The organism is Roseovarius sp. CH_XMU1461 (genome assembly GCF_037027165.1).
GTDB lineage: Bacteria > Pseudomonadota > Alphaproteobacteria > Rhodobacterales > Rhodobacteraceae > Roseovarius > Roseovarius nubinhibens.
This window is the reverse complement of sequence record NZ_JAYMDV010000001.1, coordinates 719,931-734,508: the sequence shown is the minus strand read 5'-3', so window position 1 is coordinate 734,508 and position 14,578 is coordinate 719,931. Positions and strand designations below refer to the sequence as shown.

Annotated in this window: 13 protein-coding genes; 7 read left to right on the top strand and 6 right to left on the bottom strand. The window is 64.5% G+C overall.

The genetic code is table 11. The annotated features are described in order from the left end of the window. Positions 1–11: 11 nt before the first annotated feature. From WA237_RS03515 to WA237_RS03505, 3 genes are all read left to right on the top strand, one after another. Positions 12–665, top strand: a complete 654-nt coding sequence (locus tag WA237_RS03515) for a protein-L-isoaspartate O-methyltransferase family protein (RefSeq protein ID WP_336096697.1) — start codon at positions 12–14, stop codon at positions 663–665. Positions 666–769: 104 nt separating this feature from the next. Continuing rightward, entirely contained in the window at positions 770–2,203 is a 1,434-nt protein-coding gene (locus WA237_RS03510) for a TolC family outer membrane protein (protein WP_336096696.1), read from the top strand. A 71-nt stretch (positions 2,204–2,274) separates the two neighbouring features. Beyond that, entirely contained in the window at positions 2,275–3,366 is a 1,092-nt protein-coding gene (locus WA237_RS03505) for a hypothetical protein (protein WP_336096695.1), read from the top strand. A gap of 21 nt (positions 3,367–3,387) precedes the next feature. Here the strand turns inward: WA237_RS03505 and WA237_RS03500 are convergent, their stop codons facing one another. Beyond that, a complete protein-coding gene (locus tag WA237_RS03500; RefSeq protein WP_336096694.1) occupies positions 3,388–4,863 on the bottom strand; it encodes a cobyric acid synthase in 1,476 nt (491 codons plus the stop codon). 59 nt (positions 4,864–4,922) lie between these two features. Between WA237_RS03500 and WA237_RS03495 the strand changes: the two genes are divergently transcribed. Next, entirely contained in the window at positions 4,923–5,492 is a 570-nt protein-coding gene (locus WA237_RS03495; RefSeq protein ID WP_336096693.1) for a cobalamin biosynthesis protein CobQ, read from the top strand. A gap of 61 nt (positions 5,493–5,553) precedes the next feature. Here WA237_RS03495 and WA237_RS03490 read toward each other — a convergent pair whose 3' ends face one another. After that, positions 5,554–5,874, bottom strand: coding sequence for a DUF6280 family protein (locus WA237_RS03490; protein ID WP_009813140.1), 321 nt, complete (start codon positions 5,872–5,874; stop codon positions 5,554–5,556). A gap of 218 nt (positions 5,875–6,092) precedes the next feature. Between WA237_RS03490 and efp the strand changes: the two genes are divergently transcribed. Next, positions 6,093–6,656 (top strand): elongation factor P, encoded by a 564-nt coding sequence (efp, locus tag WA237_RS03485; protein WP_009813139.1) that lies wholly within the window; start codon positions 6,093–6,095, stop codon positions 6,654–6,656. A gap of 88 nt (positions 6,657–6,744) precedes the next feature. On the opposite strand, the gene WA237_RS03480 is transcribed toward efp, so the two are convergent. Both WA237_RS03480 and ygfZ read right to left on the bottom strand, forming a co-directional pair. Next, positions 6,745–7,497, bottom strand: coding sequence for an SDR family NAD(P)-dependent oxidoreductase (locus WA237_RS03480; RefSeq protein WP_336096692.1), 753 nt, complete (start codon positions 7,495–7,497; stop codon positions 6,745–6,747). 45 nt (positions 7,498–7,542) lie between these two features. Further along, positions 7,543–8,274 (bottom strand): CAF17-like 4Fe-4S cluster assembly/insertion protein YgfZ, encoded by a 732-nt coding sequence (ygfZ, locus tag WA237_RS03475; protein WP_336096691.1) that lies wholly within the window; start codon positions 8,272–8,274, stop codon positions 7,543–7,545. A 63-nt stretch (positions 8,275–8,337) separates the two neighbouring features. Here ygfZ and WA237_RS03470 point away from each other — a divergent pair, with 63 nt between their 5' ends. After that, the gene (locus WA237_RS03470) at positions 8,338–9,006 is read left to right on the top strand and encodes a TIGR04283 family arsenosugar biosynthesis glycosyltransferase (protein WP_336096690.1); all 669 of its coding nucleotides are present in this window, start codon (positions 8,338–8,340) and stop codon (positions 9,004–9,006) included. A 121-nt stretch (positions 9,007–9,127) separates the two neighbouring features. Here the strand turns inward: WA237_RS03470 and tig are convergent, their stop codons facing one another. Together tig and WA237_RS03460 are read right to left on the bottom strand one after the other, a co-directional pair. Continuing rightward, complete coding sequence (gene tig, locus WA237_RS03465) at positions 9,128–10,459, bottom strand: trigger factor (protein ID WP_009813135.1); 1,332 nt, start codon at positions 10,457–10,459, stop codon at positions 9,128–9,130. 115 nt (positions 10,460–10,574) lie between these two features. Then, positions 10,575–11,717: a benzoate/H(+) symporter BenE family transporter gene (locus WA237_RS03460; RefSeq protein WP_336096689.1), complete on the bottom strand. Its 1,143-nt coding sequence runs from the start codon at positions 11,715–11,717 to the stop codon at positions 10,575–10,577. Positions 11,718–12,232: 515 nt separating this feature from the next. On the opposite strand from WA237_RS03460, the gene WA237_RS03455 reads away from it, so the two are divergent. Continuing rightward, entirely contained in the window at positions 12,233–14,533 is a 2,301-nt protein-coding gene (locus tag WA237_RS03455) for a PAS domain-containing sensor histidine kinase (RefSeq protein ID WP_336096688.1), read from the top strand. Positions 14,534–14,578: the final 45 nt, after the last annotated feature.

Sequence of the window (14,578 nt, the reverse complement as noted above, 5' to 3'; positions counted from 1 at the left end):
GAGTTTAGCCAATGACCGACTACGCCGCCCGGCGCATGATGATGGTGGACACGCAAATCCGCCCTTCGGATGTCACCAAATTCCCGATCATCGACGCCATGCTGAGTGTGCCGCGCGAATCCTTCGTGCCTTCGGCCCTGCGTGAAGCGGCCTATGTCGGCGAGAATGTCTCGCTCGGCGGCAACCGCGTGGTGCTCGAGCCGCGCAGCCTTGCCAAGATGCTCGATGCGCTGGACATCACCGGCGACGAGCTGGTGCTCGATATCGGCTGTGGGCTGGGATATTCCTCGGCCGTCATGGCGCGCATGGCCGAGGCCGTGATCGCCGTCGAAGAGGACGAAGACCTGGCGGAAGAGGCGCAATCGCTGCTGGTGGATTTCGGCGCGGATAATGTGATCTTGCACACCGGGCCGCTGGCCGAAGGGGCGCCCGAACATGGGCCCTATGATGTGATCACGATCCAAGGGGCCGTGGCGCATCTGCCGGAAGGGATTTTGGCACAGCTCAAGGATGGCGGGCGGATTGCCTGCCTCTTTGCCGAGGGGGCGCTGGGTGTGGCGCGTGTCGGCTATAAGATCGACGGGCAGATCAGCTGGCGTTACGCCTTCAATGCTGGTGCCCCTGTGCTGCCCGGTTTTGAAAGCCACGCGGCTTTCACCTTGTGATTTTCTAGGGCGGCACGTGGCCGTCGAGCAGAGTAATAAAGTCTAAAAATAGACACACCCGACCATTTTGGTGGGACATCGGGATTGGCAGGATGGGACATCTTATGAGTGTTTTTGACAAGCTTGCACGGCTGACGAAACGACGGGTGCAGATGCTGGCGACGGCCTCTGTGATGGCGGTGGCCATGGCACCTGTTCAGGCGGAAACACTCGCCGATGCGATGGTCGCGGCCTATAGCCATTCCGGTCTTCTCGATCAGAACCGCGCCCTGCTTCGGGCGGCGGATGAGGATGTCGCGTCGACGGTCGCGGGGCTGCGGCCCATCGTCAACTGGACGGCGGATGTGACGCGCAGCTTCTCCAATTCGCGCAGCTCGACCACCGGGGCGGGCACGATCTCGTCCGGCGATACCGATGCCAATGTCGGGCTCGCGGCGCAGCTTTTGCTGTTTGATGGCGGGCGCACCCGGCTCGAGATCGAGGCGGCCAAGGAAACCGTGCTGGCGACGCGCCAGACGCTTCTGTCGATCGAACAACAGGTGCTGTTGCGCGCCGTACAGGCCTATATGAACCTGCAGCGCAATTATGAATTGGTGCGGCTGCGGCAGAACAACCTGCGGCTCATCGACGAAGAGCTGCGCGCGGCGCGGGAACGGTTTGACGTGGGCGAAGTGACCCGCACCGATGTGGCGCAGGCCGAAGCCCGGCGCTCGGCCTCGGAGAGCGCGCTGGCCGCGGCCCGTGGCGATCTGGCACAAGCGATCGAGGAATATGCAGCCTCCACCGGGCACCGCCCGAAGCGGCTCACCTCGGCGGGACCGCTGCCCAAGATTTCGCGCAGCGTCGAGTCGGCCAAGTCGGTGGCGCTGCGCCACCATCCCGACATGATCAAGACCCAGCATGACATTGCCGCCGCCGAGCTTTTGGTGCAGGCGGCCGAGGCGGCGACCCGTCCGACCGTGACGCTCAACGGCAGCCTCGGGGTTAATGACGAGTTCAACTCGAGCTCTTACAGCCATGCCGGCAGCGTCGGCGTGCAGCTCAGCGGGCCGATCTATCAAGGCGGGCGGCTCAGCTCGCAGGTGCGCCGGGCCGTGGCCCAGCGCGATGCGCAACGCGGGTTGCAGCATGTGATCCGCCATTCGGTGCAGGCCAATGTCGGCAATGCCTATGCGATCCTGCGCGCCGCGCAGTCGCAGGTCGAATCGGGCCAGTCGCAGATCCGGGCGGCGCGTGTCGCCTTCCGCGGTGTGCAGGAAGAGGCCAAGCTCGGGTCGCGCACGACGCTTGATGTGCTCAACGCTGAGCAGGAATTGCTCAACGCGCAATCGACCCTGATCTCGGCCCAGTCGGACGTCTATATCGCGGCCTATGCGGTGCTAGCGTCGATGGGGCAGCTCACGGCGCGGGACCTCAATCTTGCGGTGCAGATCTATGATCCGGCGGCCTATTACAATCTCGCCAAAGACGCGCCCACCAACAGAAGCAAGCAAGGCAAGCAGCTCGACCGGGTCCTGCAAAAGCTCGGAAAACAGTAAAACGCGGCCTATCTGTTGTGCGATTGCCCCGGTGACGGTAAGCTGGGGCGAGGCAAGAGTGGTATAAAAACATGTCAGATCCCGTGACCAATGTGGAAATCGAGGATGTCCTTTCCTCTATCCGCCGACTCGTTTCCAATACGGGCGAGGCTGCGGAAGAGCAGGGGCAACCCTCTGAGAAATCGCAGGATTTCCGTGCAGAGCGGGCGGCCAAACCGGTGGATGCGGGGATGGATCGTCTTGTTCTGACGCCGTCGCTGCGCGTTGATTCGGAGCCCGAGAGTGGGGCTGGATCGGACGCAGCAGAGAGCGCAGAGCCTGCCGAGGACGAGGATGATTTCGCGGTCAATCTCACGGATGCCAGCCCGGTTCATACGGTGTCGGATCTGCCGGATGCCGGCGAAGAAGCGCCGTTCATCGAGGCCGAAGACGAGGACGCGCCGCATCTGGCGGATGTGACCGATCTGGGCCGGGATGCGGCCCTGTCTGAGCTGTTGGACACAGAGCAGTCTGCGACGGAATTGCCCGATGCCGACGCTGGTCCGGCCCCGCAAGAGGCGCAGGCCATGGCCGAGGCGGCCGAGGTCGCGGCAGAGGACCGTGCGACGATCGATGCCGATGCGGCCTGGGGGGCGCCCGAGGGCGCGTTGCAGGCGCGGATTGCCGAGCTGGAAGCCGCTGTCGCCACCCGCGAAGAGGATTGGGAGCCCGATGGCACCACCTCCGAAGCCTATTCCGGTGGGCAGGTCGAGGCGCTGCCCTGGGAAGATTTCAACGGCTCCGACGATCTGTCGGAAGTGGAGGCGTCTGCGGATGAGGTGGCCGAGGGGGAGGCGATGGCCGAACCGATGGCGAACCCCGCACCGCTTGGCAAGGATCGTCTGCAAGAGACGGAAGAGCCTGAGGCCGCTGAGCAGGAGAATGTTGTGCCGGAGGCCGCAGAGCCAGAGTCGGTGGCCGAGGCCCGCGAGGAGCGCGCCAAAGAGGACGCGTTTGGCGCAGAGGGCGAGGCCATCCTCGACGAGGAGGCGCTGCGCGATCTGGTGGCCGAGATTGTCCGGGACGAGCTTCAGGGCGCGCTGGGCGAGCGGATCACCCGCAATGTGCGCAAGCTGGTGCGGCGTGAAATTCACCGCGCCATGGCCATTCAAGACCTCGAATAGGCCGCAAGAGGCCGCCACGCGTCAGGTGGGCGTCGCCTCGCCGAGACAGGTGGGTGTTGCTGCCAGCTTGAGCAAAAGATCAATATCCATATGGGCCTCGAGATGCGCCGCCAGCTGGTCGAGCGTGGCGTCGACGCTGGCCTCGAAGTTGAGCTGCGACTCGGTGCCGAGCTCGGCCAGATAGGCGGCGCGGAAAGCGTCCGAGGCCAAAAGCCCGTGCAGATAGCTGCCGCGCACCCGGCCCGTCGCATCGCGCGCGCCCTCGGGCCGGTCACCGACACGCAGCCAGGCGCGGGCGCAATCGGCCCCTTCGGTCTTGCCCAAGTGGATCTCATAGCCAGAGAGCGCCGTGCCGCTCTCCGGATGGCTAGCCTCGGTGAGGGCGAGGCGTTTTTCCGGGTGCATCACGGTGGTCACATCGAGATGACCAAGCCCCGCCACGCGCCCCGGGCGGCCTTCGATGCCTTCTGGGTCGTCGATCCACTGGCCGAGCATCTGATAGCCGCCGCAAATGCCGAGAACATGCCCGCCGCGCCGGATATGGGCGGCGAGGTCGATGTCCCAGCCTTCGGCGCGGAACTGGGCGAGATCGGCGATGGTGGATTTGCTGCCGGGAATCAGGACGAGCTGTGCATCGCCGGGCAGGGGGCGGCCCGGCTCGATGATTTCGACACTCACCCCGGGTTCGGCGGCGAGAGGATCGAGATCGTCGAAATTGGCAATCCGGCCAAGCCGGGGCACCGCCACTTTGAATTCGCCACCGGGGCGCGAGGCGAGGTCCATCGCGTCTTCGGCGGGCAGTTTCCACGCCTCGGCAAACCATGGCACGACGCCGAGCGAGGGCCAATAGGTGCGCTCGGTGATCGCGGTGAGCCCGGCCTCAAAGAGGCTCGGGTCGCCGCGAAACTTGTTGATGGCAAAGCCCTTGATCCGCGCCGCGTCGCCCTGGGGCAGCACCGCCTTGGTGCCGACGATCTGGGCGATGACGCCGCCCCGGTCGATGTCGCCGACGAGGATCACCGGCACGCCCGCCGCCTCGGCAAAGCCCATATTGGCGATGTCGCCCTGACGCAGGTTGATCTCGGCCGGGCTGCCCGCGCCTTCGATGAGCACCAGATCGGCAACGGCGCAGAGCCTGCGAAAGCTCTCGAGCACCGGGGGCATCAGGCTCGCCTTGTGCTGGCCGAACTCGCGGGCGCGCATCACGCCGCGGCGCTGGCCTTGCACGATGATCTGCGCGCCGGTGTCGGTCTCTGGCTTGAGCAGCACGGGGTTCATGTCGGTATGCGCGTCTAGCCCCGCGCCGCGCGCCTGCAGCGCCTGTGCGCGGCCGATCTCGCCCCCGTCGACGGTGACGGCGGCATTGTTGGACATGTTCTGCGGCTTGAACGGCGCGACCTTGAGACCGCGGCGCAGGCAGGCCCGCGCCAAACCGGCGACCAACATGGATTTCCCCACGTTGGACCCTGCGCCCTGAATCATGATTGCCACTGTCATGAACCTGCCCCATCCTTGGTCTGTCCCGTCATAGTCAAGCGGGTGGAACGAAGAAAGCCATGAACACACCCGCCCATGTGATTTTCGCGCTGGCGGCCTTTGCCCGACCGCAGGAGCGGCGGCGCAATCTGGCGGCCGCGCTGGGCGGGCTCGCGCCCGATCTGTCGCTCTACCTGATGACGGCGGCGGCGCTCGCGATGGGGTTTTCGCCGCGCGAGGTGTTCGACAAGCTCTACTTTTCCGAGCTCTGGCAATCGGTCTTTGCCGTCGACAATTCTCTCGTGCTCTGGGGCGGGGTGCTGGTGCTCTGCCTGTGGCGGCGCTGGTCGGTGGGGGCGGTGTTCGCGGGGGCCGCGATCCTGCATCTCGTCTTTGATTTTGCGCTGCATCATGACGACGCGCGCAGCCATTTCTGGCCGCTGAGCGATTATGTTTTCGTCAGCCCGGTGAGCTATTGGAACCCGGCCCATTACGGCGGGGTGGTCGGCCCGCTCGAGACGCTGGTGTCGCTGGCGCTCTGTGGCTGGCTCTGGTGGCGGTTGCAGGGGCTCTGGGCGCGGATCGGCATCGCGATCCTCGCCACGGCACAGCTCGCCCCGCTGGTGCTCTGGGGGATGATGCTCGGCTAGGTGCGGGAAATAAAAAACCCCGCCACAATGGGCGGGGTTAGTGTCTTTAAGATGTCTCGCGTCAGGCGGCTTCGGCCTGCGCGGCAGCGTTGCGGCGTTCGCTTTCTTCACGCGACAGCGCGACAGAGGTGCGAACCCCTTTCGAGACAAATTCCATCAGCCCGGATACGACGCGCTCGTTGGGGTCGATTCCGGCGCAGCTCAGCACCTCGCGACCATCGCGCGAGCGCGCCCAGCGGGCGATTTGTTCCGGGCCGTTGCCATATTTCTTGTCGTCGGAAATGGCATCGTCCAGAGCGGCCAGTACGACAGCCGCGAAAAGTTTGCGTGCCCGGTTGCCTTGTTCGTTGTTGAACGCGGCACCGTCAACGAAATCCTTCATGGTTCGTCCTTGTTTGTTATTGCTCTTGTGTTTCAGGCGTGGCGATGCTTATGACGGAGTTTGATCGATTCGGATAGGCTTTATATGCATAGCTTTTATGCAGTCAGCGCATATCTTGTGCGAATGCGATACGATATCTCGTCTACTTGCTCCCATGCGTACATCAATATATAGACGCGCCCAGACTCCGATCAAGCTTTTGCTAAGGTTTTGCCACAATGCCCAAGATCAACGGAAATGAAATTCGCCCCGGCAATGTGCTCGAGCATAACGGGGGCCTCTGGTCCGCCGTGAAGGTCGACCACGTCAAGCCCGGCAAGGGCGGTGCCTTTGCCCAGGTCGAGATGCGCAACCTGCGCAACGGCTCCAAGCTCAACGAGCGCTTTCGCAGCGCCGACAAGGTCGAGCGCGTCCGCCTCGAGCAGAAGGATCAGCAGTTCCTCTACGAGACCGATGGCATCCTGACCTTCATGGACAGCGAAACCTACGAGCAGATCGAACTGCCCGCCGACCTGCTGGGCGATCGCCGCCCTTTCCTGCAGGATGGCATGATGATCACCGTGGAATTCTACGAGAACGAGGCGCTCAACGCGACGCTGCCGCAAAAGGTCGTCTGCAAGATCGTCGAGACCGAGCCGGTGGTCAAAGGTCAGACCGCGGCCAACTCGTTCAAGCCGGCGACGCTTGAGAACGGGGTCAAGGTCATGGTGCCGCCCTTTGTCGGTCAGGACGAAGAGATCGTGGTGAACACCGAGACCATGGAATATGCCGAACGCGCCTGATTGGCTGCACGGCTCAAACCAATAAGGCGCGCCCCGCGAGGGACGCGCCTTTTTCATGTCTGACAGGCGCTTGGGGCCTGCTGGGCCCCTACTTGCGCAGCGCTGGAAGCCCCACGCCGGTGCATTCGAACCCGCCATCCACGGCAATCGTCTGACCGTTGACATAAGAGGCGCGGTGCGAGCAGAGAAAGGCGATCACCTCGGCAATCTCGCGCTCAGAGCCATAGCGGTTGAGCGGGATCGCATCGTGATAGGCGTCGATGATCTCCTGGCTGTGCACCGCCATGGCGAGCTTGGTGCGCACCGGGCCGGGGGCCACGCAATTGGCGCGGATGCCATATTCGCCCAACTCGACCGCCTGCTGCTGGGTGAGCTGGATCACCCCGGCCTTCGACGTGCCATAGGCCACCCGCAGGGTCGAGGCACGCAGGCCCGAGATCGACGCGATGTTGACGATCGCCCCTTGGCCCGAGGCGCGCAGCATCGGTGTCGCTGCCTGCGTCATCAGGAACACCCCGTCGAGATTCGTTTCCATCACCCGCCGCCAGCGGGCGAAATCCGTCTCTTCGATGGGGCCGAAATCCGCCACGCCCGCGTTGTTGATGAGCGCATCAACGCCGCCAAAGGCCTCTTTGGTGCGTGCCATGATCTCTGCGACCTGATCGGGCTTGGACACGTCGAGCGGCAGCGCGAGAATGCGCTCGCGGCCCTCCGTGGCACGGGCCAACTCGTCCGCGTCCCAATCGACCATGGCGACCTGCCAGCCGTCTTCGAGCAAAAGCTCGGTCGTCGCCAATCCGATGCCGCGCGCGGCCCCGGTTACAATCGCGGTTTTCGTCATATCCGTCTCACTCCCCTATGACTGTTATTTGCGCACCCGCCGGGCCTATTCGGCCAGCCGCACGATGGCGTCACCGGCCTGCATATCGCCGCGGGCGCGGTCAAAGCGCAGATAGGCGATGGCCTGCGATCCGGCCTGCGTGTGCAGCGTGCCCACCGGCTTGCCCTCGGCGGTGATCTCGGTGCCCAGAGGCGCCGCGCCCGCGATCTCGACGGTGCGAAAGCCTTTGCGCAGCTCGGTCTTGTGTTTCATCCGGGCGGTCACCTCTTGGCCGACGTAACAGCCCTTGCGGAAATCCACCCCGTTGAGCCGCTCGAACCCGGCCTCGAGAATATAGGTCTCGGGGCCAAGCTCGCTGCCGGTCTCGGGGATGCAATGGGCGACGCGGATCGCGTCGAAATCGCTGCCATCCTCGCCCTCCTCGGCGCCATAGAGCCGCCAGCCCAGCGCCGGATGCCGCGGATCGGCCAGCGCCCCCTCGGGGGCCGGCCCGGTGCCGCGCGAGAGCTTCAGCGCGCTCTCGGCCAGCTGCACATCGGCGCGCAGCCGATACATCGCCAGCCGCTGCATGAGCATATCGCCGAGGCTTTCGTCGGCATCGAGATGAATGGTCTCGCCCCGCGCCAGCAAAAAGAAATCGGCCATATACTTGCCCTGCGGCGTCAAGAGCGCGGCATAGACCAGCCCCTGATCGAGCTTGCCCAAATCATTGGTCACCAGCCCTTGCAGAAAACTCCGGGCGTCCTTGCCGGAAATGTCGATGATACGGCGTGCCATGCTCTGTCCTCTTCTGTTGTCTCTTGTCATATAGGAGGTCTCACAGAGGGAACAGGGGCCAGAATGCGCGCGAAACTGACGGTGATCATTCCCACACTCAATGCCGAGGCCACGCTGCCCGCCTGTCTGGCGGCGCTGTTCGAGGGGGTCGAGGCCGGGCTCATCCGCGAATTGCTGATCAGCGATGGCGGATCCGGCGATGCCACGGCGCAGATCGCCGATGAGGTCGGGGCCGAGCTGGTGACCGGTGCGCCCTCGCGCGGCGGGCAATTGCGGCGTGGCGCGGCGGTGGCGCGGGGCGAGTGGCTCTTGATCCTCCATGCCGATACGCGGCTCGCACCGGGCTGGAGCGCGGCGGTGGCGGCCGCCATGGCGGCAGGGCGGCCCGGCTATTTCAAACTGCGGTTCGACGCGCCGGGGCTCGCGCCGCGTCTGGTGGCGGGCTGGGCCAATCTGCGGGCGCGGCTCTTTGGGCTGCCCTATGGCGACCAAGGCCTTCTGATCTCGCGCCGGGCCTATGAGGCAGCGGGCGGCTATCCCGACATCCCGCTGATGGAAGACGTGGCGCTGGTGCGCAAATTGCCTCGGCTCACGCGGATCGAGGCCGAGGCGCTGACAGGGGCCGAGAAATACCTGCGCGACGGCTGGCTCCGGCGCGGGGCAGGCAACCTCTGGCGTCTCACCCGCTATCTGCTGGGGGCCGACCCAAACCGCCTCGCCCGGAAATACTGACCCGGGCTTCTTCTGGCCCCAAATATCCCGGGGAGCGCGAGGGGCCGCGCCCCTCGCCTGCAAAGAGAAAAGCCCCGGATCACCGATCCGGGGCCTTCCACATCCAACGCGGGTGCGTGGATTATTCTTTGTCGAGCTCTTCGACAGCTTTCTGCAGGTCGTCTTTCGAGACCTCTTTGTCTTTGACCGTGGCCAGCTCGAGCACATAGTCGACAACCTTCTCTTCGAAGATCGGCGCGCGCATCTGCTGCTGCATCTGCGGGTTCTGCTGCACGAATTCAAAGAACTGGCGTTCCTGACCGGGGTACTGACGTGCCTCGTTCATGATCGCTTGGGTCATCTCGGCGTCGGTCACCTGAACCTCTGCGCGCTTGCCCAGCTCGGCCAGCAGAAGGCCAAGACGCACGCGGCGCTCGGCGAGCTTGGTGTGCTCTTCGGTGGTCTCGATTTCGCCGTGATCATGGCCCTGAACCTCAGGGTTGTCATCATGCCAGAGCTGATGCGCGATCTGCTTGGCTTCGGCTTCGACCATCGCGGGCGGCAGCTCAAAGCTCACCATGTCGTCGAGCTGATCGAGCAGGCTGCGCTTGACCACGGCACGGGCGGCCCCGGCATATTCGGCTTCGAGACGCTCACGCACCTGACCTTTCAGCGCGTCGAGATCCTCGGCGCCGAATTTCTTGGCCAGATCGTCGTTGATCTCGGCGGCTTTGGGTTCCTTGACCGCTTTCACGGTGCATTTGAACAGCGCTTCCTTTCCGGCGAGATGCGCGGCTTGGTATTCTTCGGGGAAGGAGACGTTGACGTCTTTTTCTTCGCCTTCCTTGACGCCGATCAGCTGATCCTCGAAGCCGGGGATAAAGCTGTTGGAGCCGAGCACCAGCGGGTAATCTTCCGCCGCGCCGCCTTCGAATTCCTCACCGTCGACCGAGCCCACGAAATCGATGACGACCTGGTCGCCCTCTTTCGACTTGGAGCCCTTCTTGCGGTCTGCGAAATCCTGCGCGCTCTCGGCGAGGTTCGACAGGGCTTCGTCGACGTCTTTCTCGTCGGCCTTCACGACCATACGCTCGAGCGACACTTTCTTGAGGTCGAGCTCGGGGATCTCCGGCAGCGCCTCATAGGTCATTTCGATCTGGACGTCGTCGCCTTCTTTCCAGTCTTCGTTGGTCATCTTGACCGACGGTTCCTGGGCGGGGCGGTCGCCGCTGTCTTCGAAATGCTTGGACATCGCGCCATCGACGGCCTCTTGCATCGCTTCGCCCAGCACGCGCTGGCCAAATTGCTTCTTGAGCAGGGGCAGCGGCACCTTACCCTTGCGGAAGCCCTTCATTTCGATTTCGGGCTGGGCCTCTTTGAGCTTCTCGGTGACTTTGTCATCCAGTTCCTTGGCTGTCAGCACCATCGAGTAGCCGCGTTTCAGCCCTTCGTTCAGGGTCTCGGTGACCTGCATTGTTCGTCCTCATCCATTGCATTGGGCCGTGGAGGCGTCCACGGCGGTCAAAATCAGGGGCCGTAATATGGGGGCAAAGGGCGCGGCGCAAGCAGAGTCTTGGCGCATTGGGGTCTCAGCGCGATTTCCAGCTGTCGAGAGCCACCAGCGCGAGCCCCGCCGCGAGCCCCCAGAAGGCCGCGCCGATGCCCGCGAGGCTGAGCCCCGAGGCGGTCACCACAAAGGTCACGATGGCCGGGGTGAGATGGCGGCCACTGCCGAGCGCGGCGCTCAGCGATCCGGTGAAGGGCGCGAGCAGCGCGGTGCCCGCCACCACGGCGATGAGCGCCGGCGGAAAGCTCGCGAAGAGCAGCACAAGCGACATGGCGACCAGCGCGATCGCGCCATAGCCGAGCGCATAGACCGGCCCGGTGAGCCAGCGTTTCGCCGGGTCGGGATGGACATCCTCGCCGGTGCAGATCGACGCGGTGATCGCCGCGAGATTGGTGCTATGGGCGCCAAAGACCGCGCTTGCCACCGAGGCGAGGCCGGTCACCGTCAGGATCGATCGCCCCGGCACCGGATAACCGGCCGAGCGCAGCACCGCAAAGCCCGGCAAGTTCTGCGAAGCCATGGTCACGAGGTAAAGAGGCAGGCCGACGCCCAACAGCGTGCCGGGCTCAAAGATCGGCCGGATCGGCGCGAACTCGGCGAACCCGCCCTGCCAGTCCGGTGTGGCGAGGCCAAGCCCCATGGCGAGCGCCACGCCCGCCACCAGCACCGCGATCACCGCCCAGATCGGCGACCAGAGCCGCACGATGAAGAAAAGCGCCAAGAGCGGCAGCACCAGCGCCTCGGCCCCGGCCACGGCGCGAAAGGCTTCGGCGACAAAGGCAAAGAGCACCCCCGCCAGCATGGCCGAGGCCACCTCGCCGGGGATGCGCGCGATGAGCCGCTCGAGCGCCGGGATCAGCCCGGTGAGCACCAAAAGCGCGCCTGCAAGCAAAAATGCCCCCGTGGCCTCGCCCATGCCGACGCCCGCCGTGCCGGCCAGAAGCGCTGCGCCGGGGGTCGACCAGGCGGTGATGATCGGCAGCCGGTGCCGGATCGACAGATAGCCGCTGGTCACCAGCATCGAGAGGCAAAGCACGCTGATCCATGTGGCCTTTTGCGCGGCCGTGGCCCCCAGCGCATCGGCCCCTGCGAGCACGATGGCCACCGATCCGCCAAACCCCACGAGAACCGCCACCAAGGCCGAGAGAACAACGGATACGCGCATGGAAAACCCCAAAAAACCTGTGTTGCCCCAATCTGTAACGCGGTCGTTCGCCAAGGTCACGGTCGGAGTGTCACGTGGCCCGCCCGTCTGGCGTCCAAGATTCCGCCGAAGCGGCACAGTGGCGCTTGATTACGCAGTGAACCCAGCTAGATTGTCGCAGTGTGACGTGTCACCGAGGGGCGCTTGGTAGCTTCCCGTTCGTGGCGTGGTTCGGGTGTGCAGGCTGATCGATGGACCCCCTTCGATGTTATGTATTTGGTGGCGTCGCACCCATGTTCTTGTCCTCGGTTTGCCTGGTTTGGCACCTGTTCCCGCGATCCTCCCAATGCGCAGAGCGAGGCTCGGCTCGGCACGGTGGGCAGTGGGGGCAGTTCGATCCCATCCTGACCAACCCAACGAGGGCCAGAGTTGACACCAGAGTATCGACGCGCCGCCAGGCTGGGCCAAGGCCCGCTCTTCCCCGAACTGTCCGAGATATGAGCGGCAACGCGCATCGGGCCCGGGACGCGTATTTCTTGCCCACCACAGGCGAGATGGCGTCGCGCATCCGCGACTTTGATTGGGCAAGCTCGCCTCTGGGTCCGATAGAGACCTGGCCGCAGCCCTTGCGGTCGGCCTTGTCGATCTGCCTCTACTCGAGCTTTCCGACGGCGATCTACTGGGGGCCAGAGCTGCGCCTTCTGTATAATGACGCCTGGGCGCCGATCCCGGCCGAGCGTCACCCCGGGGCGCTGGGCCGTCCGGGCAAAGAGGTCTGGCAAGACATTTGGGAGGTGGTCGGGCCACAGTTCGAAAAGGTGTTGGCGACCGGCGAGGGGTTTTCGACCTTTGACCAGATGCTGCCGATGGTGCGGGGCGGCAAGGCGCGCGAGACCTATTGGAACTACAGCTTTACCCCGATCTGGGACGAGGAGGGCCGCGTCGTTGGCGTCTTCAATCAGGGTAATGAGACGACCGAGATCGTCATGGCGCGTCGCCGCGCCACGGCCGAGATCGCGCGGCTGGGCCAGATGTTCCAACAGGCCCCTGCCGCCATCGCCATGACCCGCGGTCCGGATCATGTGTTTGAGCTCACCAACCCGGCCTATGACCGGCTCGTGGGGCGGGAGAACGTCATCGGTCAGACCGTGGTCGAAGCCGTGCCCGAGGTGGTGGCGCAGGGCTTTGTCGATCTGCTCGACGATGTCTACCGTTCCGGCGAGGCCTATGTCGGCAAGGCGGTGCCGGTGACGCTCAATCGGGGTGACACGCCCGAAGAACATCTGGTCGATTTCATCTACCAGCCGCTCTTTGAAGAAAATGGCGAGGTGAGCGGCATTTTCATGCAGGCCACCGATGTCACCGACGCGGTTCATGCCGAACAGGCGCTGCGGCTCAGCGAAGAACGCTATCAGGCCATCGTCAATTCCATCGATCAGATGATCTGGTCGACACGGCCCGATGGCTATCACGATTTCTACAATGACCGCTGGTATGAATATACCGGCGTGCCGCGCGGCTCGACCGATGGCGAGGCGTGGAACGGCATGTTCCATCCCGACGACCGCGCCCGCGCGTTCGAGGTCTGGGGCAAGAGCCTCGCCACCGGCGATCCCTATGAGATCGAATACCGGCTGCGCCATCGCAGCGGAGAATACCGCTGGGTCATCGGCCGCGCCCAATGTCTGCGCGATGAGGACGGCCAGATCATCCGCTGGTACGGAAGCTGCACCGACATTCACGACCAAAAGCTCGCCGAGCAAAAGCTGGCGGCACAGGCGGCGGCGCTGACCCGCGAGATCGAACAGCGGCAGAAGAATGAAATCGCCCTGCGCGAGAGCGAAGAGTTCAACCGCAGTATCATCGATTCGAGCGGCGATTGTATCAAGGTGCTCGACCTTGGCGGTCATGTCCGCTTTCTCAATTCGACGGCGCGGGTGCAGCTCGAGATCGACGACGAAACCACCGTGGTCGGGCGGCACTGGCTGTCGCATTGGCCGAAGGAGAGCCATAGCCTCGTGCGCGATGCGCTAGAGCAGGCGCAGAACGGCCATGGTGCGCGGTTTTCCTCGTTCCGGCCCACCGACAAGGGCACGCCGAAATGGTGGGATGTGGTGGTGACGCCGGTGCTCGGGGCCGAGGGCACGACCGAACGGATCGTCTGCCTCTCGCGGGACATCTCTGCACAGATCCGCGCCGAAGAGGCGCGCGACCTGTTGCTGCGCGAGATGGATCACCGGGTCAAAAACCTCTTCTCCGTCGCCTCCGGCATGGTTTCGATGACCGCCCGCAACGCCGAAACGCCCTCTGAGATGGCCGACAAGCTCAAGGGCCGGTTCTCGGCGCTGGCCAAGGCGCATGATCTCATCCGCGCGGCGCTCGGGCGCGAATATCACCATGCCGAGGCGCGGCTCTCGTCGCTGCTGACCGAGATTCTGCGCCCGCATCTCGATTGTGGTCGCTCGGATCAGGTGGCGCTGTCGGGGCCCGAGCTCTACCTGCCGGTCGAGGCCAGCACGAGCCTCGCGCTGGTGTTTCATGAGTTGGCGACAAACACCGTCAAATACGGCTCGCTCGCTGCGCCGGGCGGCACGCTCGATGTCACTTGGGAGGAGCAATCAGATCAGCTGGTTCTGTGCTGGAAGGAACGCATCGCCGAAGGCCGGTTGAGCGAGCCGACCGCGCAGGGTTTCGGCAGCCGTCTCGTCACATCGACCACCACCGGGCAGCTCAACGGGACGATCGATTACGACTGGCAGGAGGATGGCGTGGTGATCACGCTCACCATCCCGCTCGAGACGCTGGACAGTCCGACGGGTCATTACCCCGGCCCCTGAGGGACAGGCCCAACGAAAACCCCCGGCCCTGAGAGAGGCCGGGGG

Excerpts from the sequence above, each read along its gene's own strand:
- WA237_RS03515 (WP_336096697.1), top strand. The coding sequence starts at position 12 with ATGACCGACTACGCCGCCCGGCGCATGATGATGGTGGACACGCAAATC.
- WA237_RS03510 (WP_336096696.1), top strand. The coding sequence starts at position 770 with ATGAGTGTTTTTGACAAGCTTGCACGGCTGACGAAACGACGGGTGCAG.
- WA237_RS03505 (WP_336096695.1), top strand. The coding sequence starts at position 2,275 with ATGTCAGATCCCGTGACCAATGTGGAAATCGAGGATGTCCTTTCCTCT.
- WA237_RS03500 (WP_336096694.1), bottom strand. The coding sequence starts at position 4,863 with ATGACAGTGGCAATCATGATTCAGGGCGCAGGGTCCAACGTGGGGAAA.
- WA237_RS03495 (WP_336096693.1), top strand. The coding sequence starts at position 4,923 with ATGAACACACCCGCCCATGTGATTTTCGCGCTGGCGGCCTTTGCCCGA.
- WA237_RS03490 (WP_009813140.1), bottom strand. The coding sequence starts at position 5,874 with ATGAAGGATTTCGTTGACGGTGCCGCGTTCAACAACGAACAAGGCAAC.
- efp (WP_009813139.1), top strand. The coding sequence starts at position 6,093 with ATGCCCAAGATCAACGGAAATGAAATTCGCCCCGGCAATGTGCTCGAG.
- WA237_RS03480 (WP_336096692.1), bottom strand. The coding sequence starts at position 7,497 with ATGACGAAAACCGCGATTGTAACCGGGGCCGCGCGCGGCATCGGATTG.
- ygfZ (WP_336096691.1), bottom strand. The coding sequence starts at position 8,274 with ATGGCACGCCGTATCATCGACATTTCCGGCAAGGACGCCCGGAGTTTT.
- WA237_RS03470 (WP_336096690.1), top strand. The coding sequence starts at position 8,338 with ATGCGCGCGAAACTGACGGTGATCATTCCCACACTCAATGCCGAGGCC.
- tig (WP_009813135.1), bottom strand. The coding sequence starts at position 10,459 with ATGCAGGTCACCGAGACCCTGAACGAAGGGCTGAAACGCGGCTACTCG.
- WA237_RS03460 (WP_336096689.1), bottom strand. The coding sequence starts at position 11,717 with ATGCGCGTATCCGTTGTTCTCTCGGCCTTGGTGGCGGTTCTCGTGGGG.